Annotated in this window: 19 protein-coding genes; 9 read left to right on the plus strand and 10 right to left on the minus strand. The window is 64.6% G+C overall.

Going from position 1 to position 21,927, the window contains the following annotated elements:
* Positions 1-72 precede the first annotated feature (72 nt).
* The 3 genes from BI327_RS26965 (at position 73) to BI327_RS26975 (ending at position 6,183) form a co-directional block, all read left to right on the plus strand.
* Positions 73-1,137, plus strand: a complete 1,065-nt coding sequence (locus BI327_RS26965) for an MBL fold metallo-hydrolase (protein WP_076864337.1) — start codon at positions 73-75, stop codon at positions 1,135-1,137.
* Positions 1,138-1,328: 191 nt separating this feature from the next.
* A complete protein-coding gene (hemA, locus tag BI327_RS26970) occupies positions 1,329-2,558 on the plus strand; it encodes a 5-aminolevulinate synthase (protein WP_076864338.1) in 1,230 nt (409 codons plus the stop codon).
* A 115-nt stretch (positions 2,559-2,673) separates the two neighbouring features.
* Positions 2,674-6,183, plus strand: a complete 3,510-nt coding sequence (locus BI327_RS26975) for a PAS domain-containing hybrid sensor histidine kinase/response regulator (RefSeq protein ID WP_076864339.1) — start codon at positions 2,674-2,676, stop codon at positions 6,181-6,183.
* Between the two features lie 186 nt (positions 6,184-6,369).
* On the opposite strand, the gene BI327_RS26980 is transcribed toward BI327_RS26975, so the two are convergent.
* Both BI327_RS26980 and BI327_RS26985 read right to left on the minus strand, forming a co-directional pair.
* Positions 6,370-7,698, minus strand: coding sequence for a lactonase family protein (locus tag BI327_RS26980; RefSeq protein ID WP_245334951.1), 1,329 nt, complete (start codon positions 7,696-7,698; stop codon positions 6,370-6,372).
* A gap of 45 nt (positions 7,699-7,743) precedes the next feature.
* A complete protein-coding gene (locus BI327_RS26985; RefSeq protein WP_076864341.1) occupies positions 7,744-8,418 on the minus strand; it encodes a response regulator in 675 nt (224 codons plus the stop codon).
* A 353-nt stretch (positions 8,419-8,771) separates the two neighbouring features.
* Between BI327_RS26985 and BI327_RS26990 the strand changes: the two genes are divergently transcribed.
* Positions 8,772-10,397 (plus strand): MFS transporter, encoded by a 1,626-nt coding sequence (locus BI327_RS26990; protein ID WP_394329892.1) that lies wholly within the window; start codon positions 8,772-8,774, stop codon positions 10,395-10,397.
* Positions 10,398-10,730: 333 nt separating this feature from the next.
* Here the strand turns inward: BI327_RS26990 and BI327_RS26995 are convergent, their stop codons facing one another.
* From BI327_RS26995 to BI327_RS27005, 3 genes are all read right to left on the minus strand, one after another.
* The gene (locus tag BI327_RS26995; RefSeq protein WP_076864343.1) at positions 10,731-11,204 is read right to left on the minus strand and encodes a secondary thiamine-phosphate synthase enzyme YjbQ; all 474 of its coding nucleotides are present in this window, start codon (positions 11,202-11,204) and stop codon (positions 10,731-10,733) included.
* A gap of 164 nt (positions 11,205-11,368) precedes the next feature.
* Positions 11,369-11,878 carry a hypothetical protein gene (locus tag BI327_RS27000; RefSeq protein ID WP_076864344.1) on the minus strand — a complete coding sequence of 170 codons (510 nt, stop codon included), beginning with the start codon at positions 11,876-11,878 and terminating at the stop codon, positions 11,369-11,371.
* Between the two features lie 31 nt (positions 11,879-11,909).
* The gene (locus BI327_RS27005; RefSeq protein ID WP_076864807.1) at positions 11,910-12,533 is read right to left on the minus strand and encodes a 2-hydroxychromene-2-carboxylate isomerase; all 624 of its coding nucleotides are present in this window, start codon (positions 12,531-12,533) and stop codon (positions 11,910-11,912) included.
* Between the two features lie 275 nt (positions 12,534-12,808).
* On the opposite strand from BI327_RS27005, the gene BI327_RS27010 reads away from it, so the two are divergent.
* The 5 genes from BI327_RS27010 (at position 12,809) to BI327_RS27030 (ending at position 15,434) form a co-directional block, all read left to right on the plus strand.
* Positions 12,809-13,180, plus strand: a complete 372-nt coding sequence (locus BI327_RS27010; protein ID WP_076864345.1) for an AtpZ/AtpI family protein — start codon at positions 12,809-12,811, stop codon at positions 13,178-13,180.
* Positions 13,181-13,251: 71 nt separating this feature from the next.
* Entirely contained in the window at positions 13,252-14,001 is a 750-nt protein-coding gene (locus tag BI327_RS27015) for a F0F1 ATP synthase subunit A (RefSeq protein ID WP_076864346.1), read from the plus strand.
* A 55-nt stretch (positions 14,002-14,056) separates the two neighbouring features.
* Positions 14,057-14,287 (plus strand): F0F1 ATP synthase subunit C, encoded by a 231-nt coding sequence (locus tag BI327_RS27020; RefSeq protein ID WP_016847054.1) that lies wholly within the window; start codon positions 14,057-14,059, stop codon positions 14,285-14,287.
* Between the two features lie 91 nt (positions 14,288-14,378).
* Positions 14,379-14,945: a F0F1 ATP synthase subunit B gene (locus BI327_RS27025; RefSeq protein WP_076830944.1), complete on the plus strand. Its 567-nt coding sequence runs from the start codon at positions 14,379-14,381 to the stop codon at positions 14,943-14,945.
* 3 nt (positions 14,946-14,948) lie between these two features.
* Positions 14,949-15,434 (plus strand): F0F1 ATP synthase subunit B family protein, encoded by a 486-nt coding sequence (locus BI327_RS27030; protein WP_076864347.1) that lies wholly within the window; start codon positions 14,949-14,951, stop codon positions 15,432-15,434.
* 155 nt (positions 15,435-15,589) lie between these two features.
* Here the strand turns inward: BI327_RS27030 and BI327_RS27035 are convergent, their stop codons facing one another.
* The 5 genes from BI327_RS27035 to BI327_RS27055 all read right to left on the minus strand — a co-directional run bounded on the left by BI327_RS27035 (position 15,590) and on the right by BI327_RS27055 (position 21,638).
* Complete coding sequence (locus BI327_RS27035; RefSeq protein WP_076864348.1) at positions 15,590-16,240, minus strand: hypothetical protein; 651 nt, start codon at positions 16,238-16,240, stop codon at positions 15,590-15,592.
* Between the two features lie 135 nt (positions 16,241-16,375).
* Positions 16,376-16,963, minus strand: coding sequence for a GNAT family N-acetyltransferase (locus tag BI327_RS27040; protein WP_076864349.1), 588 nt, complete (start codon positions 16,961-16,963; stop codon positions 16,376-16,378).
* A gap of 60 nt (positions 16,964-17,023) precedes the next feature.
* Positions 17,024-18,313 carry a M16 family metallopeptidase gene (locus BI327_RS27045; RefSeq protein ID WP_076864350.1) on the minus strand — a complete coding sequence of 430 codons (1,290 nt, stop codon included), beginning with the start codon at positions 18,311-18,313 and terminating at the stop codon, positions 17,024-17,026.
* Positions 18,313-19,728: a threonine synthase gene (gene thrC, locus BI327_RS27050; RefSeq protein ID WP_076864808.1), complete on the minus strand. Its 1,416-nt coding sequence runs from the start codon at positions 19,726-19,728 to the stop codon at positions 18,313-18,315. The genes BI327_RS27045 and thrC overlap by 1 nt, the downstream gene beginning before the upstream one ends.
* Positions 19,729-21,011: 1,283 nt before the next feature.
* The gene (locus tag BI327_RS27055; protein ID WP_076864351.1) at positions 21,012-21,638 is read right to left on the minus strand and encodes a glutathione S-transferase family protein; all 627 of its coding nucleotides are present in this window, start codon (positions 21,636-21,638) and stop codon (positions 21,012-21,014) included.
* Between the last annotated feature and the right edge of the window lie 289 nt (positions 21,639-21,927).

A 21,927-nucleotide genomic window follows, 5' to 3' on the forward strand; every position in this document is an offset into this window, starting at 1 on the left:
CTGTCCAATTCTCCGGACGGCTATCTGATTTTTCGGCTGGCGCGGCGGGCAATGTGCCGCTAAGCCCGTAGCATGGACAAGAAGACCGACAGCCTTCCCTCCTCCGCGGAGGCACTGCGATACCCCTGGGAAAATCATCCCGGCCACGACCAGGTCGTGGAGGTGGCTCCCGGCGTGCTGTGGGCGCGGCTGAAGCTGCCGTTCCGCCTCAACCATGTGAACATCTACCTGCTCGCCGACGGCGACGGCTGGACCATGGTGGATGCCGGCTTCGGCAACGAGGAATCGATCGCGGCCTGGACCACGCTGTTCGAGGGACCGCTGAAGCACGTCAAGGTCACCAGGCTGATCGTGACGCATTCGCATCCCGACCATGTCGGCCTCGCCGGCTGGATCACCGAGCGCTTCGACTGCCCGCTGTTCATGTCGCAGGTGGAATATCTGCAGTCGGTCTATCACCAGAACCGCGGCACCGAGGAGCGGCGCAACGCGCAGCGGCTGTTCTTCCGCCGCCATGGAATGGACGAGGACCTGACCGAGAAGCTGCTCGGCCGCGGCCAGGACTATCTCAAGCGCGTGTCGGTGCTGCCGCCGTCCTATCACCGTCTTACCCATGGCGACGAGGTCGTGATCGGCACAAGGCGCTTCAAGGTGATCACCGGCGGCGGTCACGCGCTCGACCAGGTGATGCTGTATTGCGCCGCCGACAAGCTGTTCCTGTCCGCCGACCAGGTGCTGAGCAAGATCTCGCCCAATGTCAGCGTCTGGGCGGTCGAGCCCGAGCAGAACTCGCTCGGCGAATATCTGGCCTCGCTGGCGAGCCTGACCACCACCCTGCCCTATGACGTGATGGTGCTGCCGGGCCACGGCGTGCCGTTCTACGGGCTGAAGACCCGGATCAAGCAGCTCGCCGATCACCATGAGGAGCGCTGCCGGCTGATCGCGGAAGCCTGCCGCGAGGTGCCGCAGACCTCCAAGGAGCTGGTGCCCGTGGTGTTCCACAAGCACGTGCTGGACGAGCACCAGATGGGCTTTGCCGCCGGCGAGCTGGTTGCCCATGTCAACTACATGCTGGTCGAGGGCCGCCTGACGGCCGAAATGCACGACGACGGCATGCTGCGCTTCAGGACCACCTGAGCCTGCCCGGGCCGGGTGGCGGACGCGGCGCCCGGCGATTTGACCGAAATCAAGCCAAATCGAGCAGGCTATGGCAATTTGCCCAACCGCGGCGCATGCCCAGATGTGGGTCAATGCATGGACATTAGAGCTGGAAAAGCTCTAAGAAGAGGCAGCTCTTCCGGTTAGGTTCCGCGCTCTGGGTTTGCCCGATGGATTACAGCCAGTTCTTCAATGCCGCCCTCAACCGCCTGCATGACGAGCGGCGCTATCGGGTGTTCGCCGACCTCGAGCGGATCGCGGGACGCTTCCCGCACGCGACCTGGCATTCGCCGAAAGGCAGCCGCAACGTCGTGATCTGGTGCTCCAACGACTATCTCGGCATGGGCCAGCACCCCAAGGTGGTCGGCGCCATGGTCGAGACCGCGACCCGGGTCGGCACCGGCGCCGGCGGCACCCGCAACATCGCGGGCACCCATCATCCGCTGGTGGCGCTCGAGGCCGAGCTCGCCGACCTGCACGGCAAGCAAGCCTCGCTGCTGTTCACCTCGGGCTACGTCTCGAACCAGACCGGCATCTCGACGCTCGCCAAGCTGATCCCGAACTGCCTGATCCTGTCGGACGCGCTGAACCACAATTCGATGATCGAAGGCGTGCGCCAGGCCGGCTGCGAACGCCAGATCTTCCGCCACAACGACGTCGCGCATCTCGAAGAGCTGCTGATCGCCGCGGGGCCAGACCGGCCGAAGCTGATCATCTGCGAGAGCCTCTATTCGATGGACGGCGACGTCGCGCCGCTCGGCAAGATCTGCGATCTCGCCGAAAAATACGGCGCCATGACCTATGTCGACGAAGTTCATGCGGTCGGCATGTACGGCCCGCGCGGCGGCGGCATCGCCGAGCGCGACGGCGTGATGCACCGCATCGACATCGTCGAGGGCACGCTCGCCAAGGCGTTCGGCTGCCTCGGCGGCTATATCGCCGGCAAGGCAGAGGTGATCGACGCGGTGCGCTCCTACGCGCCGGGCTTCATCTTCACGACCGCGCTGCCGCCGGCGATCTGCTCGGCCGCAACCGCTGCGATCCGCCATCTGAAGACCTCGAGCTGGGAGCGCGAGCGCCACCAGGACCGCGCTGCCCGCACCAAGGCGATCCTGACCGCCGCCGGCCTGCCGGTGATGTCGAGCGACACCCATATCGTGCCGCTGTTCGTCGGCGATCCCGAGAAGTGCAAGCGCGCTTCCGACCTGCTGCTCGAGGACCACGGCATCTACATCCAGCCGATCAACTATCCGACGGTCGCCAAGGGCACCGAGCGGCTGCGCATCACGCCCTCGCCCTATCATGACGACGGCCTGATCGACGCGCTGGCCGAGGCCCTGCTCCAGGTCTGGGACCGGCTCGGCCTGCCGCTGCACCAGAAGCCGCTGGCCGCCGAGTAACCCTATCCTCTTCCGACCCCCGAATTTGGGCCGGCCGTGCATCGCGCGGCCGGCCTTTGCGTTATAATCCTGAGATCCGGCCCTTTTTGGCGGCCGGGACAGGAGATGAGCAGCGATGCTGCACGACTGGGGCGTCATCGCCACGGCGTTCGCCTACATCGGATTGTTGTTCTTCATTGCCAGCCGCGGCGACCGGACGCCGGCGGGCGAGCGCGGCCGTGCCAGCCACTGGATCTATCCGCTGTCGCTGGCGATCTACTGCACCTCCTGGACCTTCTTCGGCTCGGTCGGCTTCGCCACCCGCACCAGCATCGACTTCCTGGCGATCTATGTCGGCCCGATCGTGATGGTCGGGCTGTGCACGCCGCTGCTCCGCCGGGTGATCGCGCTCGCCAAGTCGCAGAACATCACCTCGATCGCCGACTTCATCGCCGCCCGCTACGGCAAGAGCCAGGCGGTCGCGGCCACCGTGGCGCTGATCGCGATCATCGGCTCGGTGCCCTATATCGCGCTGCAGCTGAAGGCGATGGCCTCGTCGCTGGAGACCATCCTGAGCGAGGACCAGGCGTTCTCGAAAATCCCCGTGATCGGCGACATCGCGCTGATGGTGACACTGGCGATGGCGGTGTTCGCTGTGCTGTTCGGCACCCGCCACACCGACGCGACCGAACACCAGCACGGCCTGATCCTGGCGATCGCCGCCGAATCCATCGTCAAGCTGGTCGCCTTCATCGCCGCGGGCGCCTTCGTCACCTTCTGGATGTTCTCACCGGTCGAGCTCTATGAGCGCGCCCTGAAGACGCCGGAAGCGGTGCGCGCGATCGAATATGTGCCGTCGATCGGCAATTTCCTGATCATGACGCTGTTGTCGTTCTGCGCGGTGATGCTGCTGCCGCGCCAGTTCCATGTCAGCGTGGTCGAGAATTCGACGCCCGCCGAAGTCACAAGGGCGCGCTGGCTGTTCCCGCTCTACCTCATCGCGATCAATATCTTCGTGATTCCGATCGCGATCGCGGGCCTCGTCATCTTCCCGTTCGGCGCCGTCGATGCCGACATGTTCGTGCTGGCGCTGCCGATCGAGGGCAATTCGCAATTGCTCAGCCTCGCGGTGTTCGTCGGCGGGCTGTCGGCGGCGACCGCGATGGTGATCGTCGAATGCGTCGCGCTGTCGATCATGGTCTCCAACGACATCGTGCTGCCGCTGGTGCTGCCGCGCAGCGACGACGCCCGCGCCGGCCAGAAGGACTTTGGCGACTTCCTGCTGAAAGCACGCCGCTTCTCGATCTTCGCCATCATGGTGCTGGCGTATTTCTACTATCGCGCGCTCGGCAACACCCAGCTGGTCGCGATCGGCCTTTTGTCCTTTGCGGCGATCACCCAGCTCGCGCCGGCGTTCTTCGGCGGCCTGTTCTGGCGCCGTGCCACCGCGCGCGGCGCCATGGCGGGCATGCTGGTCGGCTTCGCGACGTGGCTCTACACGCTGTTCATCCCGAGCTTCCTGGAAAACTCGACCGCCGGGTTGATGCTGTTGCAGCACGGGCCGTTCGGGATCGAGGCGCTGCGGCCGCAGGCGCTGTTCGGCGCCGATTTGCCGCCGCTGCTGCACGGCGTGCTGTGGAGCCTTGCGCTCAACATCCTCACCTACGTGCTGTTCTCGCTGGCGCGCGCGCCGTCCGCGATCGAGCTGTTGCAGGCCGATGTGTTCGTGCCCAACGCGCTGGCGCCGATCGCTCCGAGCTTCCGGCGCTGGCGCACCACGGTGACGGTGCAGGACATCGAGAGCACGGTGACGCAGTATCTCGGCCCCGACCGCACCCGCGAGGCGTTCGCCTCGTTCGCCGTCGACCGCAACATCGTGCTGCTGGCGGCGGCGCCGGCCGATTTCGAGCTGCTGCAGCACGCCGAGCGGCTGATCGCGTCCTCGATCGGGGCGGCGTCCTCGCGGCTCGTGATGTCGCTGTTGTTGCAGCGGCGCACGGTGTCGGCCAAGGCCGCGCTGAAGCTGCTCGACGATTCCCACGCCGCGCTGCACTTCAACCGCGAGATCCTGCAGACCGCGCTCAATCACGTGCGCCAGGGCATCGCGGTGTTCGACGCCGATTTGCAGCTGATCTGCTCCAACCGCCAGTTCTCCGAACTGCTCGGACTGCCGCCGCATCTGGTGCAGCTCGGCATACCCTTGCCCGAGATCCTGGAATTCATGGGGGCGATCAGTCCGCCGGTGGCCGGCGACGGCGACAGCCTGCTGCAGGCGCGGCTGCGCGCCTACACCACCGAGGGCGAGCCCTATCTGGAACGCTTCACCGACCGCCATCTGGTGATCGAGGTCCGCACCAACCGAATGCCGGGCGGCAGCCTCGTCATCACCTTCTCCGACGTCACGCCGAGCTTCGAGGCCGCCGAGGCGCTGGAGCGCGCCAATGCGACGCTGGAAAAGCGGGTGCGCGACCGCACCGAGGAACTGACGCGGCTGAATTCGGAGCTTGCGCTCGCCAAGGGCGTCGCGGAAGACGCCAACGCCTCCAAGACCCGCTTTTTGGCGGCGGCCAGCCACGACATCCTGCAACCGCTCAATGCGGCACGCCTCTATGTCACGAGTCTGGTCGAGCGCCAGAACGGCGGCGAGGATTCGCGGCTGGTCGAAAACATCGACGACTCGCTCGAGGCGATCGAGGACATCCTGGGCGCGTTGCTCGACATTTCGAGGCTCGATGCCGGCGCCATGACGCCGGCGATCACGAGCTTCCGGATGGCCGATTTGATGCGCTCGCTGGAGATCGAGTTCATGCCGATCGCCCGCGACAAGGGCCTCGATCTGCGCTTCGTGGCCTGCTCGCTGCCGGTCGAATCCGACCGCTCGCTGCTGCGCCGGCTGCTGCAGAACTTCATCTCCAATGCGATCAAATATACCCCGCGCGGCCGCGTGCTGATCGGCTGCCGCCGCCGCGGCGATAAGCTGCAGATCGGCATCTTCGACACCGGCGTCGGCATCCCCGTGCAGAAGCGCGGCGAGATCTTCAAGGAATTCCACCGCCTCGAGCAGGGGGCCCGGATCGCCCGCGGCCTTGGCCTCGGACTATCGATCGTCGAGCGGCTGGCGCGCGTGCTCAACCACCGCATCGCGATCTCGGCCAATGTCAGCGGCGGCTCGGCATTCTCGGTCACCGTGCCGGTCGCGACCGCGGTGAACCATACCGCGGCCGTCACCAGCGCCACGCCGCTGTCGAAGACGCCGATGAGCGGCTCGCTGATCGTCTGCATCGAGAACGATCCCGCGATTCTCGACGGCATGAAGACGCTGCTGACGGCGTGGGACGCCGAGGTGATCGCGGTGCTCGATGCCGACGGCGCGATCAGCGCGATCGAGGCCGCCGGCGGCCGCGTCACCGGCGTGCTGGTCGACTATCATCTCGACCGCGGCAACGGCGTCGCCGCGATCCGCGAGATCCGCCGCCGCTTCGGCGACAACATCCCGGCGATCCTGATCACCGCCGACCGCAGCCCCGCGGTGCGGGCCGCCGCGCGCGAGGAAAATATCGCCGTGCTGAACAAGCCGGTCAAACCCGCCTCGCTGCGCGCATTGCTCGGGCAGTGGCGGACGCAGCAGATGGTGGCGGCGGAGTGAGCATCTGAAGAAAGACGTGGATGGCCGGGACAAGCCCGGCCATGGCTCGCGGAAACGTCAGCCCCAGAGTTTGCGGACGTCGTATGCGATTGCCCTGCCCGCAAGCGGGAGAGGTGAAGCGAGCATGTGGTGTGGCCGTCTCAACCAGAAACCACATGCTCCAGCGCAAGATCATCAAGCGACGGTTTAGTTCGGCCCCATTCTGGCCGACGCAGGGTGCCCTGGCACCTGAAACCGCTTGCCTGTGTCGGTGACGTTCGTTCCGTCGACCTTGAGGACCGAGAAGTCCTGGTTGAGGTAGTTCCCGACCAGGATGTATTTTCCGTCAGGCGTGAACACCGCGGCCTCCGGCAGTCCGCCGACTTCGATATCTCCGGTCTTGGTCACTTTCTTGCCGTCGATCTTCAGGACCGAGACGCTGCCGTTCTTCTCGTGGAAGAACGCATTCTTCATGTTCGAGCCGCGCAGGATCACAGAGACTGCGAGATCCCCCTTCGGACTGATGGCAAGCCCCTCCGGTCCATCGCCGACTACCACGCGATCGATGATGCGCGGCGGCTTCGCTTCGAGATCGATGACGCTTGTCGTGTCGACGCTGCCGTCCGACGCGCCCGCGTTGCCATTGTCCGACGTCAACGCGATCTTGCCGTTCGGGGTCACTGCGACGTTGTAAGGCCATTGACCGGCCGGCAGGTCTATCTTGGTGTAGGTGACCTTGTCGCCGGCGATATCGAGCACCGATATCTTGTGCGCGGGAAAACGCACAGCCAGCGCGTGCTTGCCGTCTGGCGCGAACGCGACATGCGCGACGCTGTCAGGCATCGATAGCGTGTCGGTGATCTTGACGTCAGTGCCGTTGACCGAAAGTACGCTGATCGAGTTGTCCCCGCGGTTGGCCACCAACGCCATCTTGCCGTCGGGACTGAAGCTCAACCCTGATGGCTGCTTTCCGCCAGTAATGGTCGCCGCCAGCTTGGGCGGGGTCGTCTTGAGATCGATCACATAAATCTTGTTGTCCGGCACCTGCTTCAGAGCGTCGCCCTCCTTGACCACGTCGACCGAATCCGCGACCAGCGCCACTGTTCCGGTCGGATCGATAGCGACGTTGACCGGGGGACCGACCACTGAGTTCTTCAATGGGAGAGAAGCCGCAATCTTCGGGTTCTCGGGATCGGCGAGATCGACGATCAGCACTTGATCCTTGCCGGACGCTGACAACACCGGCTTGCCGTCGTCGTCCCACAACAGTTTCTCGTCCAGGCCGACGATCATCAGCGGCTTGGCCTGAACGCAATTGAAAGCGCCGGCACCGAGAAGGATTGCCGCAGCCAGAGACAATCCGGCGACACGAGTTGCAGAGATCATAGCGTTCTCCCCAAAAGCAAACGGCCTCTCACGGGCCGATGCCGGGCAGGATACTCGGTTTTCGACCAACGCACACTTCAGGTGGAGAGCTGGATGACGTCGCGGACGCCTGCCATCGGACGCGCATTCGCGCCGCCCGTTGACCCGCAATGCCGAGGTTCGAGCCCGGCAATCGCAGTTGGAGCTGACCGGGACCTAAGTCGGCGGCGTGCCCTGGCGCCATTGGCCGCCGGCGATCTTGGCGGCGGCGATCACGGCCTGGGTGCGGCTTTCGACGCCGAGCTTCTGCAGGATGGCCGAGACATGAGCCTTGATGGTCGCTTCGGAGACGCCGAGCTCATAGGCGATCTGCTTGTTGAGCAGCCCCTCGGACAGCATCATCAGCACCCGCACCTGCTGCGGGGTCAGCGTCACCAGGCGGTCGCGCAGCCGGGTCATGTCGGGATCGCCGGCAGCCGACAGATCGGTGTCCGGCGGAACCCAGACGTCGCCCTCCATCACCTTCATGATGGCATCGCGCAGCGTCTCGACGCCGAAGCGCTTGGGGATGAAACCGGAGGCGCCGAAATCGAGCGACCGGCGGATGGTTCCGACATCGTCGCTGGCGGAGACGATCACGACCGGAATCGCCGGATATTGCGCCCGCAGATAGATCAGGCCGGAAAAGCCGCTGATCCCCGGCATGCTCAGATCGAGCAGGATCAGGTCGACCTCGGTGTCCCGTTCCAGCAGCGCGGTCAAATCCTCGAACGATCCGGCCTCGCTGATCGTGGCCGAACTCACGACGCTCGACACCGCCTGGCGCAACGCATCGCGGAACAGCGGATGGTCGTCGGCGATGACAAGATGAGTATTGGCAGTAGCAGTCATCTCAGTCCCACTAGCGGATTTCAGCAAACCCGCGCGGTTCGGTTTTGGCCCGCGCGGCAGTATCACGCAAGTGCTTGATAATACCAGATGCCAACGCAGTTAACCCGCTCAGCTTGTGCGCCGCAATAGACGCAGGCCGGGGCGTTCCACCCCGGCCTCACCTCTCAAGATAAGTTCGACCGTGCAAAAGCCAAAAGTCTTATTGGGGCGGGTTTCACTGCGATGTTACCCTTAATTCAAGCTTGAGGCTCATTCGAGCCTAACCCGCCAGGCGGGGCGAGCATGGCAGCAACAACTCGGGGGGAGCTATCCAGATGTCCACTATGACTGCAACTTCGGCGCGGCCCGCCGGCATGACCAAGGATGAACGGTTCGTCATCCTCGCGTCGTCGCTCGGCACCGTGTTCGAGTGGTACGACTTCTATCTCTACGGTTCGCTGGCCGGCATCATCGGCGCGCAGTTCTTCTCCGACTATCCGCCGGCGACCCGCGACATCTTCGCGTTGCTGGCCTTCGCCGCGGGCTTCCTGGTTCGCCCGTTCGGCGCGATCGTGTTCGGCCGGGTCGGCGACATCGTCGGCCGCAAATACACCTTCCTCGTCACCATCCTGATCATGGGCCTGTCGACCTTCATCGTCGGCCTGTTGCCCAACGCCAAGACCATCGGCATCGCGGCGCCGATCATCCTGATCTCGCTCCGCCTGCTGCAAGGCCTCGCGCTCGGCGGCGAATATGGCGGTGCCGCGACCTACGTCGCCGAGCATGCACCGCCCGGCAAGCGTGGCTACTACACCTCGTTCATCCAGACCACGGCAACGCTCGGACTGTTCCTGTCGCTGCTGGTGATCCTGTTCACCCGCACCATCACCGGCGAGAAGGACTTCGCGGAATGGGGCTGGCGCATTCCGTTCCTGGTGTCGGTGCTGCTGCTCGGCATTTCGGTCTGGATCCGTCTGCGGCTGAACGAGTCGCCGGTGTTCCAGCGGATGAAGGAGGAAGGCAAGACCTCCAAGGCGCCGCTGACCGAAGCCTTCGCGACCTGGAGCAACGCCAAGATCGTGATCCTCGCGCTGCTCGGCCTGACCATGGGCCAGGCGGTGATCTGGTACACGGGTCAGTTCTACGCGCTGTTCTTCCTGCAATCGATCCTCAAGGTCGACGGCTACACCGCCAACCTCCTGATCGCCTGGTCGCTGTTGCTCGGCACCGGCTTCTTCCTGGTGTTCGGCGCCCTGTCCGACCGGATCGGCCGCAAGCCGATCATCCTGGCAGGCTGCCTGATCGGCGCACTCACCCTGTTCCCGATCTTCAAGATGATCACGACCAACGCCAACCCGGCACTGGAGAAGGCCTATGAGACGGTCAAGGTGCAGGTGGTGGCCGATCCCGCCGGCTGCGGCGATCTGTTCAACCCGGTCGGCACCCGCGTCTTCACGGCGCCTTGCGACACCGCCCGCGCCTTCCTTGCCCAGTCGTCGGTGAAATACTCCACCGTGCCGGGCCCGGCCGGCTCGCCGGTGAAGATCATGGTCAACGACAAGGAAGTGCCGTACGCGGACGCCAAGACGTCGAACCCCGCGATCACAGCGGCGGTCCAGGCGGCAGGCTATCCGAAGGCGGGTGACGCCGGCATCGTGAAGATGTCGAACCCGTTCGACGTGTTCCGTCCGCAGGTGGCGTCGGTCATCGGCCTGCTGTTCGTCCTGGTGCTCTACGTCACCATGGTCTACGGCCCGATCGCCGCCATGCTGGTCGAACTGTTCCCGACCCGCATTCGCTACACCTCGATGTCGCTGCCCTATCACATCGGCAACGGCTGGTTCGGTGGCCTGCTCCCGGCGACCGCGTTCGCAATCACCGCATCGACCGGCGATATCTACTCCGGTCTCTGGTATCCGGTCATCTTCGCGGCGATCACCGTCGTGGTCGGCGCGCTGTTTATCCCGGAAACCAAGGACGTCGACATCACCAAGACCTGAGCCGTCGACGTTTCGAACCACATGCATCGGCCGCGGAGCGATCCGCGGCCGATGTCGTTTTGGAAGCCAGGCCTTAAAGCGCGATGAGCTTAGGTTGAACCGGATCGGCAGCGGAGCTTCACCTCTCCCTTGGGAGAGGTCGGCGCACTCGGATCGGCGCTTTGCGCCGTCCGAGCACAGGCTCCGCGCCGGGTGAGGGGTTACGGCTCTCGTTGGAGCTAAAGTCCCCTCACCCGATTTGCTTCGCAAATCGACCTCTCCCCAATGGGGAGAGGTGAAGCGAGCGCGCGGCCAAAGCGACTCGATCTAAACTCATCTGCTCTGGAAGACGCGTCAGCGCGTGGCGCCGATGAATTGCAGCACGATCTCGCGCCGGTGCGGGCGGGCGCGATGCTCGATCAGGTAGATGCCCTGCCAGGTGCCGAGCGCCATCCCGCCATCGAGTACCGGGACCTGCAACGAGGTCGAAGTCAGCATGGTCTTGATATGCGCCGGCATGTCATCTGGACCTTCGGTGTCGTGCCGCCAGCCGCCGTCCTCGGGCGCGGTGCGATCGAGTGCCGTCATCAGGTCGACCAGCACCGCCGGATCGGCATTCTCCTGGATCGTCAGCGAGGCCGAGGTGTGACGGATGAACAGCGTCACCGCGCCCTCGCCGGCACGCACCTCGCGCAGGAATTTTGCGACCTCGCGCGTGATGTCAGTAAAGCCGGCGCCCTGCGTCTCGACGGTCAATCGCGACGACACGATGCTGGTTGGCGCGATGGAGGATGGCGCCGAGCGGGACGTTGTTCTTGGTGAGGTCATCTAAGCATTCTCAACGCGTCGCCCCGGCGAAGGCCGGGACCCATACTCCGCGGCCCCTCAAGTTCGAAAGACTCGGAGTTGATGTCTTTCATAACCAATACGCTTCGGTGGTTATGGGTCCCGGCCTTCGCCGGGACGACGCTGTGGATATTGCAAACGCCGCCTCAAATCTTGCCGCCGTTGACGTCGCGCTGCACGCGGTTGGCCATCTCGATCAGCCGCCGCCAGGCCCGCTCCAGAAACGACATCATGCGATCCATGTCGCGGTCGCTCGGCAGCGGGATCTCGATCTTGCGCTCGCCTTCGGCGACCTTCGGCTCCGGCTTCTTCAGCTGGTCCGACTTCGGCAATGCCTCGTCGGTCTTGGCCGACGGCCCGCGCGCGGCAAGTTCGCCCTTCAGCTTGTCATTGTCGGCTTGCAGGCGCCCGATCTCGGCATCCAGCGCCGCGCGCTCGTCGGGCACCATGTAGCAGGCCCAGCCGGCACTGGAATTGGTGCAGGTCGACACCGCGCCCGTGCGGGTGTCGAGCCGCAGGAAGCCGTCGCCGGCCGGAGACAGCGCGTAGCGGCCATTCTCGGTGTCGGGCGCCGCTTGCGCCATTGCCGCGCCGCCCGAGATCAGGACGGCAGCAATTGCGATCGACAATCTCGGCGACGACATCGCGATGGGCATGGCTTGCTCCGCCTCAACCTGATCCCTGCCCCTACTCCACAGAGCTATAGGGCTTGCGGCCTGACTTCAACGCGTCCTCGAGCAATTCGATCCGGTCCTGCCCCCAGAACACCTCGCCGTCCAGCACATATCCGGGCGAGCCGAATACGTCGGCGTCCAATGCGTCCTGGCGGTTCTGCTCATAGGCCGCGCTGATCGCGTCGCTGCCCGAGCGCTCCACCAGCTGCCGGCCCGGCAAACCGGCATCATCGGCGAGCTTCTCCAGCGTCGCGGGATCGGCAAGGTTGAGCTGCTGCTCCCACACCGCGGGATAGGCGCGTTGCAAAAACGGCTCGGGATCGAGACCCGCCTCGAGCAGCGCGATCACGACGCCATCGGCGAGCCGCCCGTTGAACGGCCAGTTGGCCGGCTGCAGGTGAAAATTCAGCCCGCGCTTGTCGCGCCAGCGCTGCAACTCGATCATCCGGTAGCGTTGCCGCACCGGATGGCGCTTGGCGAGCGGCAGCCCGCCAGTCTCCGAGAACAGATCGACCAGCAGCACGGGCCGATAATTTACCGTGAGATCGTAAGTGCTTACGAGCCGGACGAAGGGCTTGTGGCCGATATAGGCCCAGGGTGATTGCAGCGAGAAGTAGTAGTCGATCTGGCGCGACATGCGGAACCTTGACTGCATAAGAGGACGGGACTTTCGGTGATCCCAGCAGAGCGGGAAAAGCCACGCAACAGCGCGCAATGTCACGCAAGCTGTTGCACTGCGATCACTGCGTCACTCTGACCTTGAATATCTCCAAATAAAACCAGCAGAATCAAAGCAATAAGCGGTGACGACGCAATCTTGACTTGATTAGACGCGGTAAGTATGGTCCGCGCGGCTTTTGACGGGGACGGGCGCAATTTCCATCATCCGCGGCATCGGTTAGTGTTTGCAGCATGGCTGGAAACACCAACGACGGCGCAAATGGAAGTCGCGATCAATCGTCGCCTGACGAAGCTGCGCTTTCCGCAAGGCTCGGAAGTCTCGATCATCGGTTGTCAGAAATTCGCGACAGCCGCAGGAGCAAGACTGATCAATCCGGTACTGAAAGCGGGGACAGTGCCGCCAGAGCTTCGGCGATGGCGCTCGGTTTTCGTCTTTCCTCGGAGCTGATCGCGGGCGTTGCCGTCGGAGCGGCGATTGGCTGGGGGGTCGACCATTGGCTGTCGACGTCGCCATTCGGATTCATCGTGTTAACGCTGCTCGGCTTCGTCGCCGGGGTGGTCAACGTGGTGAGGTCCGCGGGCGTAGCCTCGGGCAAGCGTTGAGCGCTGGCGGAAGTCACGACATTTGAAATTCGATAACCGGCACGACGGCCGGTGGACCAAGAGCCGCGCGGATGAAAATCGACCCGATCCATCAGTTCAATATCGAGCCCCTCTTCACGCTCGGCCACATCGGCAATCACACGATCGCCTTCACCAATTCGTCGCTCTTCATGCTCATCGCGGTGCTCCTGATCGCGCTGCTGATGCTGGCGAGCGGCCGGGAGCTGGTTCCGGGTCGGCTGCAGTCGGTCGCCGAAATCTCCTACGAGTTCGTCGCCACCACGATCCGCAGCACGGCCGGCTCGGAAGGCATGAAGTTCTTCCCGCTGATCTTCTCGCTCTTCATGTTCCTCTGCGTCTCGAACCTGGTCGGTGTCATCCCCTACACCTTCACGATCGCGAGCCATCTGATCGTCACCGCGGCGCTTGCGCTGCTGGTGTTCTTCACCGTGCTGATCTACGGCGTCTACAAGAACGGCCTGAAATTCTTCAGCATCTTCGTCCCCCAAGGCGTTCCGGTCTACATCCTGCCGCTGGTCATGTTCATCGAGGTCCTGTCGTTCTTCCTGCGGCCGGTCTCGCACAGCGTTCGTCTGTTCGCCAACATGCTGGCCGGCCACATCGCACTGAAGGTGTTCGCAGGCTTCGTCGCGATGCTCGGCTTCTCGCTGGGCGCGCTCGGCTGGGTCGGCGGCGTGCTGCCGCTGGCGCTCACCATCGCGCTGTACGCCCTCGAACTGCTGGTCGCGTTCCTGCAGGCCTACGTGTTCGCGATCCTGACCTGCATCTACCTCAACGACGCCATTCATCCGGGACACTAAGCGGTCCGGGGAATCTCCACCCACCAATCTGTCTATCTTTCTCAAGGAGCTACAAATGGAACCGGCAGCAGCAAAACTTATCGGCGCGGGCATCGCGTGCATCGGCATGGGCGGTGCGGGCGTCGGCGTGGGCATCATCTTCGGCAACTACCTCGCCGCTGCGGTGCGTAACCCCTCGGCCGCTCAGGGCCAGTTCGGCAACCTGATCTTCGGCTTCGCCGTGACCGAAGCGCTCGGCATTTTCTCGCTGCTGATCGCGCTGCTCCTGCTGTTCGTTCCGCTCTGAGCGGCACCCCGGTTCCGCTTTAGCGGTAACCTGTCGCGCCGCCCAAAGGTGATACCAAGGGCGGCGCGCATGACAGCAACAGGAGAACACCATGGCTGAGAGTCATGGCGAGGCAAAAGGCCAGAAAGCCGGCGCCCACACCGAGACCGATGGCGGACATCACGGCGGAGCCTTTCCGCCGTTCGATTCGTCCAATTTCGCCTCGCAGCTGGTGTCGCTGGCGATCGCATTTGTCGCGCTCTATCTGATCGTGTCGCGTATCGCACTGCCGCGCGTCGGCGGGACGATCGATGCACGCCAGAACAAGATCGAGGGCGATCTGGCCGAGGCGCAGAAGCTGAAGGACGAGTCCGACGCGGCGCTGAAGGCCTATGAGACCGAGCTGGCGAATGCGCGCGCCAACGCGCAGGCGATCGGCAACGAGACCCGCGAGAAGCTGAACGCGGCCTCGGAAGCCGAACGCAAGGCGCTGGAAGAAAAGCTGGCGGCCAAGCTCGCGGATGCCGAGAAGCAGATCGCCACGACCCGGACCAACGCCATGAGCAACGTCCGCGGCATCGCGGCGGATGCGGCCGGCGCCATCGTCCAGCAACTCGCCGGCGTCACGCCGGACGCCAATGCGGTCAACAGCGCCGTCGACGCGTCGCTGAAGGGATAGACGATGTTTTACGAACCGGAAACCTGGGTTGCGATCGCCTTCGTCATTCTGCTGATCGTGTTCGGCTACCTCGGCGTCCATCGCACCGTGCTGACGGCGCTCGACCACCGTGCCGAGCGCATCAAGGCCGAGCTGGAGGACGCCCGCCGTCTGAAGGACGAGGCCAACAAGCTGCTCGGCGAGTACAAGGCGCGCCGTGCCAGCGCGGAGCGCGAGGCCGAGGAGATCATCTCCAGCGCCAAGGCCGAAGCCGAACGGATCGCGGCCGAGGCCAAGACCAAGATGGAAGATTTTGTCGCCCGGCGGACCAAGACCGCCGAGAGCAAGATCGCCCAGGCCGAGGCCCAGGCCGTCGCCGACGTCCGCGCCGCCGCGGCCAACGCCGCCGTGACCGCCGCCTCGACCATCCTGTCGCAGTCGGTCAAGGGCTCGGTTGCCGACGACCTCGTCGGCAAGGGCATCGCCGAAGTCCGCTCCAAGCTGAACTGACGCGATCCCACTTCCTTCCAGAAAAGGCCGGCGCGAGCTGATCGCGCCGGCCTTTTTCTTTATTCAAATCTGGCCGCGCCGCGCGGCGCACTTTTGTTTTGACGCGTTTCTCTTCACGCGAACCGGTACCCGCTCCGCTGGAAAACGCTGTGCTGCTACTTCTTCTTGTGCGGCGCGCGGGGCTTGGGCTCCGGCTTCAGGGCCTGCGGGTCGAACCCGATATAGAAGATGTAATTGTCGTTGTCGGCCGGCGACGGCGCCGGATAGACGACATCCTCGGCGACCAGGCTGAACGGCACGCTGCCGCTTTCGTCCATCTGCACCGTGGTCGTGTAGGCCTTGGTCATGATCGTCTTCTCGCCGACGCCGCCCTGCACCACGGCGACGCGCAGGGGCACTTGAATGCTCGGCGGCGCGCCCTGCGGACCGACGATGATCCGTCCCTGGATACCAATCTTGGCGGTGATCATGCCGCCGCCCAGATTGCATTGCCGCGCCGTGCGGGTGATCGAGGCCAGGAACTTGACGTCGTTCCCGACGGCTTCCTTGCCGCTCGCGGCCACGGAATAGGTCGAGGCGCCGGAACGGATCTGCACCGGCGGGCAGGTCAATTCGGCGTCGGCGTCGTTGAGTTGCTGCGGCGCCGCGGGCGCGGCCGGCTTGTCCTGGTCAGACGAACCGCCGCCGAACAGGCTCTTGAAGCGGTCGCTGAGCGACTGCGCCGAGCCAGCTGACGGCAGCAGGGTGGCACCGAGTCCGATCGATACCGCCGCCGCGAGCGCGAACCTGATCACCCTGTCAGCCATCAATACCCTCAAATCTCCAAACCCGGTTCCCCGTTTCGCGGGCGTTATAGCAAGGCAATGGCGGCGAACCCAAGGCGTAACAAGGCATCTAGAAGACACCGGGCGGCGCCGGCCATCAGCCAATAGGCTTATGATTCAGCCGCGGAAATCCTCGTGCAGCAGGCCGAACAGCAAATGGTCCTGCCAGATCCCGTTGATGCAGAGGTAGCGCCGGGCGAGGCCCTCGCGGGTGAAGCCGCACTTCTCCAACACGCGGATCGACGGCGCATTGGAGGGAATGCAGGCGGCCTCGATGCGATGCAGATTGAGCTCGCCGAACAGCGAGGGCAGCAGCACCCGCAGCGCCGTCGTCATGTAGCCGCGATGGGCGTGCGGCAGGCCGACCCAATAGCCGATCGTGCCGGCCTGCACGATGCCTCGGCGGACATTGGCGAGCGTGATGCCGCCGATCATCACCCCGTCCGATTCGCGGAAGATGATGAACGGATAGGAGCGGTCGGCGGCGATATCCTCGGTGTAGCGGCGCAGCCGGCGGCGGAAGCCCGCGCGGGTCAGGTCGTCGGAGGGCCAGATCGGTTCCCATGGGGTGAGATAGGCGCGGCTGAATTCGCGCAGTTGCGCCCATTGCGGGAAATCCGACATCTGCGGCGCCCGCAGCAGCAGCCCGTGACCGCGCGGCATCAGTGCAGCGGGTCCATTAGACGGCAAACGAAACAGGGCCATGGCCCAACACTCCCCCGCCCATTCGGGCGTGACACCCTGCCCCGAGCCTTGCGGCCCCCTTTAATGCAGCAGCGTCTTTGCCTTCGACTTCGTCAATCCTTCCGCAAAAGACACCGCCGTGTCCAGACCTCTTCCACTGCCGAGGGCAACAACGGCGGGCCGGCTGCGCGCCAGCAGGGCACGAGCGGCGTTGCGGCTCGATTCGACTGAGACCGCGTCGATCCGCGCCACCAGTTCCTCGACGGTCTGCGGCCGCCCATAGGCTAGCACATGGCGGGCCAGCTGTTCGGCCCGCGATGAACAGCTTTCCAGCGCCATCAACAGGCCGGCCTTCATCTGCGCCTTGGCGCGGGCGACCTCGGCCTCGGTCAGGGTCTCCACGGCGTCGTTGATGACGTCGACGATGACTTCCATCATTTCCGGCGCGTCGGCCGGATCGGTCCCGGTATAGAGGCCGAAGAAGCCGGTGTCGGTGTAGGGCGCGTGGAAGGTGTAGATCGAGTAGCACAGCCCGCGCTTCTCGCGCACCTCCTGGAACAGCCGCGACGACATCCCGCCGCCGAGCGTGTTGGTGAAGACCTGCAGCGAGAACAGCGACAAATCGGTCTGCGGCACGCCTTCGAGCGCCAGCGTCAGATGCGCCTGCTCGAGATCGCGATGCACCACCTTCGAGCCGCCCTTGCCGAACATCGCCGGCTGCGGCTTCGGTGCCGGCGTGGCGTCGAAGCTCGCAAACTTCTGCGTGACGTCCTCGACGATGCGCTGGTGATCGACCGCGCCGGCAGCCGCGACCACCATGTCCGGGGCGCGATAATGCGTCGAGAGGTAGCCGCGCAGCATGTCGCGGTTGAACGCTTTCAGCGTCTTGGCGGTGCCGAGCAGCGAGCGGCCCATCGGCTGGTCCGGATAGCAGAGCTCGTTGAGATGCTCGAACACGACGTCGTCGGGCGTATCCTGCGCAGCACCGATCTCCTGCACGATGACGCTCTTCTCGCGCTCGAGCTCGTCGGGCACGAAGGACGGGTTGGCGAGGATGTCGGAGAGCACGTCGAGCGCCAGCGGCACGTCGGCCTTCATCACCCGCGCATAATAGGCCGTGGTCTCGGTCGAGGTGCCGGCGTTGAGGTCGCCGCCGACCGCCTCGATCTCCTCGACGATCTCGCGCGAGGAGCGCCGGGCGGTGCCCTTGAACGCCATGTGTTCGAGCAGATGCGAGATGCCGTGCTCGTTCGGCTTCTCGTCGCGCCCGCCGACGCCGGCCCAGACGCCGAGCGCCGCAGTCTCCAGATGCGGCATGGTGTCGGTGACGATGGTCAGGCCGCTCGGCAGCTTGGTGATCTCAACGCTCATCAGGCTACTCCCTGCTTGGCGGCACGGCTGACCGACAGCACGAAGCGCTCGACCTCGGCAGAATCATTCTTCATGACCGTCATGTGTTCGGATTTGGTCATCAACCCTCCGAGCCAGGCCGGCAGCTGCGGACGCACCCCGCAGGCGGCCTCGACCGCGTCCGGGAATTTGGCCGCATGCGCGGTCGACAGCACGATGTTCGGGATCCTGGAGTCCGAGGTGTCGCGGTCGGCAACCGCGAGCGCCACCGCGGTGTGCGGATCGACCAGATCGCCCGCCTCGCGCCAGGCGGCGCGGATCGCGGCCGCCGTCTCGGTCTCGTCGGCGCGGCCGGCGTCGAAATCGCGGCGCACCGCGGCCAGCGTCGCATCGGGCAGCACGAAGCGGCCGGACTGCTTCAGCGAGGCCATCAGTCGGCGGACCTGATCGGCGTCGCGGCCGGACGCCTCGAACAGCAGCCGCTCGAAATTCGACGACACCTGGATATCCATCGACGGCGACGCCGTGGCATGCACCTCGCGCACCTCGTAATTGCCGGTCTTCAGCGTGCGCGGCAGGATGTCGTTGACGTTGGCGGCGATGCGCAGCCAGCGGATCGGCAGCCCCATGCGCTTCGCCACATAGCCGGCGAAGATGTCGCCGAAATTGCCGGTCGGCACCGTGAAATCCACCGTGCGCTGCGGCGCGCCGAGCGCCACCGCCGAGGTGAAGTAGTAAACCACCTGCGCCACGATGCGCGCCCAGTTGATCGAGTTGACGCCCGACAACGCCACCGTGTCGCGGAAACGATGGTTGTTGAACATCTCCTTCACCAGCGCCTGGCAATCGTCGAACGTGCCTTCGATCGCGAGCGCATGGACGTTGGCAGCGCCCGTCGTCGTCATCATGCGGCGCTGCACCTCGGAGATGCGCCCATTCGGAAACAGCACCACGAGGTCGACATTGTCGAGATTGGCGAACGCCTCGACCGCGGCGCCGCCGGTATCACCTGACGTTGCGACCACGATGGTGGTGCGCTGCGCGCGCTTGGCCAGCACATGATCCATCAGCCGCGAGATCAGCTGCATCGCGACGTCCTTGAACGCCAGCGTCGGCCCGTGGAACAGCTCGAGCAGGAACTGGTTCGGCCCGGCCTGATCGAGCGGCACCACCGCGGGATGGCGGAAGGTGGCATAGGCCTCATTCGCCATGCGGCCGAGCTCGGCATCGGAAATCTCGCCGGCGGCGAACGGGCGGATGATTTCGACCGCGACCTCCCAATAGGGACGGCCGAACAAGCCGGCGATGGTCTCGTGCGACAATTGCGGCCATGTCTCGGGCACGTAAAGCCCGCCGTCGCGGGCAAGCCCGGTCAGCATCACATCGCAGAAGCCAAGCACCGGGGCCTCACCCCTGGTCGAAATATACCGCGTCAAACCGCCCTCCAAAGGCCTCGATCCGAGCCTTAAGCCTTTGATATCGTGGAATTATCGAGTTCGCCGCATGCGAACCGGATGGTTCACCATAGAAGATCGGACCAGCAATGGGTAGCCCGTCGCGCGCGCTGCGGGGTCGCGCGGAGTGGCATGGGGTGGTGCGGAGCAGCGGATGTAGCCCGCGACCGATCTCCATCCGCGCCACATCCACCGGTGTCGTCCTGGCGAAAGCCAGGACCCATAACCACCGCATGCGGTGATGAACGAGATACTGGCCCCAGCGTCGCGCAACAATTGAGATTCGGGGTAATGGGTCCTGGCTTTCGCCAGGACGACGACGAGGATGGTTCTCGATAACAGCTTGCTCGGTGTCATCACCCGGCTTGACCGGGTGATCCAGTATTCCAGAGGCAGCAGTGCTTGAACCGAGAGGCCGCGGCGTACTGGATCGCCCGGTCGAGCCGGGCGATGACAGCATTGGTGGGGATACAGCTTCGCGTTCTCGCGACATGAATCGTCCGAGTTTTTGGATTTCGTTCCGCCCTCTCTTACTCAGAGGGCGCAGGGAAAGCCGGGTGCCGATTGCACCCATGGGCCCCGAGCAAAAGGGTAGAAAGCTCGGGGGTAGGACCACAGGTGTAACCGGAGCAATCCGGCTTTCCCTGCGCGATGGGTTACGGCTTATACGTGCTCTCCCCGGCGAGACTGGGCTTTGTTGTCACCGCCTTCACAAGACGCGTTAGCGTTTTGTGAAAAGACACCTACCACTAGGGCGTCAGGCCTGCACGATTTCGCCGTCCGCTTCATGCGCATTCGTCGACTGCGCAATCAGCGTCCACCGCATCTCACACCGCGTTCGTGACGATCGCGAAGCGCACCCTCGATCGGGTGAGACGGGGAATTCATACACTGAGTTGCACTTCTGATAAAGCGAAATATATTTGCCGCGGGGACTTGCGCCGTCGGGCAACTCAGTGGCACGCGCGCGTGAGGACGCACCGGCGGAAGGGCTCCCTCCCCCCTTGCGGGGGAGGGTTGGGGAGAGGGGTGCCACACGGCCCGAACTCTCCGTATTCGTCTCGTCAACCAACAAACGAACTTGCGAAGACAATGCACTCATCGATCATCTCGCCCGGGGCCACCCCTCTCCCCACCCTCTCCCGACGCAAGTCGGGCCCGCCCGACTTGCGCAAATTTACGATGCGCAACCGGGGTGTACCCCGGTTGCGTGGGAGAGGGAGCCTGAGAGGCGTGCTCAACTCACGTACGAGATCTCACATCCGCTACCCCTTCGGCGGCGCCAGCGGCTGCACGATCTCCTGGAACGGCGGCAGCGCCTCGCAGCGCGCGGCGTGGGCCTTGAGCGCCCCATAGCGCGCGTCGAACAGATGCGGATGCGCCTCGCCGGTGAAGCGCAGCGCGCAGGCCACCGCGATGTCGGCGTGACCGATACGATCGGCCAGCCAGTACGGCGACTGCACCGCCGTCCGTTCCTGCTCCAGCACCGCGAGCACGCGGGAGATCTGCCCCTCGCAACGCTCGACCCACAGCTTGAGCTGCTCCTTGCGCAGCACGCGCTCGTAGACAAGGCTCACCGCTTTGTCGGCGAGCCCGGTCGCCAGCGCCATGATGCGCAGATGCCGGCGCCGCTCGATGCCCGAACGCGCCAGCATCGCGCGCTCCGGCCCGACCAATTCGTCGAGATAATCCAGGATCGCGCCGCTCTCGATCAGCGCCTCGCCGTCATCGAGCACCAGCGTCGGCACCCGCTGCACCGGATTATAAGCCGCGACCTTCTCCGCATCGCCGAAGGTCGACCACGGCTTGTGCTCGAACGGCAATCCATAAAGCCGCAGCGCGATCGCGGTACGGCGAACAAAGGGCGAGTCGTATTGGCCGATCAAAAACATCAGTCATCTCGAACGTGATGCCGCGGCAGGCCACGGCCCTCGAAAGCGGTGCTTTCGAGGTGTGCCGGCCAAGCCGAGGTCAGAGGTTGCACTTTGCACCATCGTAGATGGACTGCGCCGCATTGCAATATGCCGAGTCATTCCGGTGAAGCATGACCAGCAAGCCAAATATTCAGTGTCGTCGCTGCCTTGTGCGCGATTGCGCTCCGGAGCAGGGACGCATGACCACCGGCTTCCGTCATGGCAAAGGCTGAGGCCCCAGCACAGTGAACCAACTCACTTCGGTGGT

The organism is Bradyrhizobium mercantei (assembly GCF_001982635.1).
GTDB classification, from domain to species: Bacteria; Pseudomonadota; Alphaproteobacteria; order Rhizobiales; family Xanthobacteraceae; genus Bradyrhizobium; species Bradyrhizobium mercantei.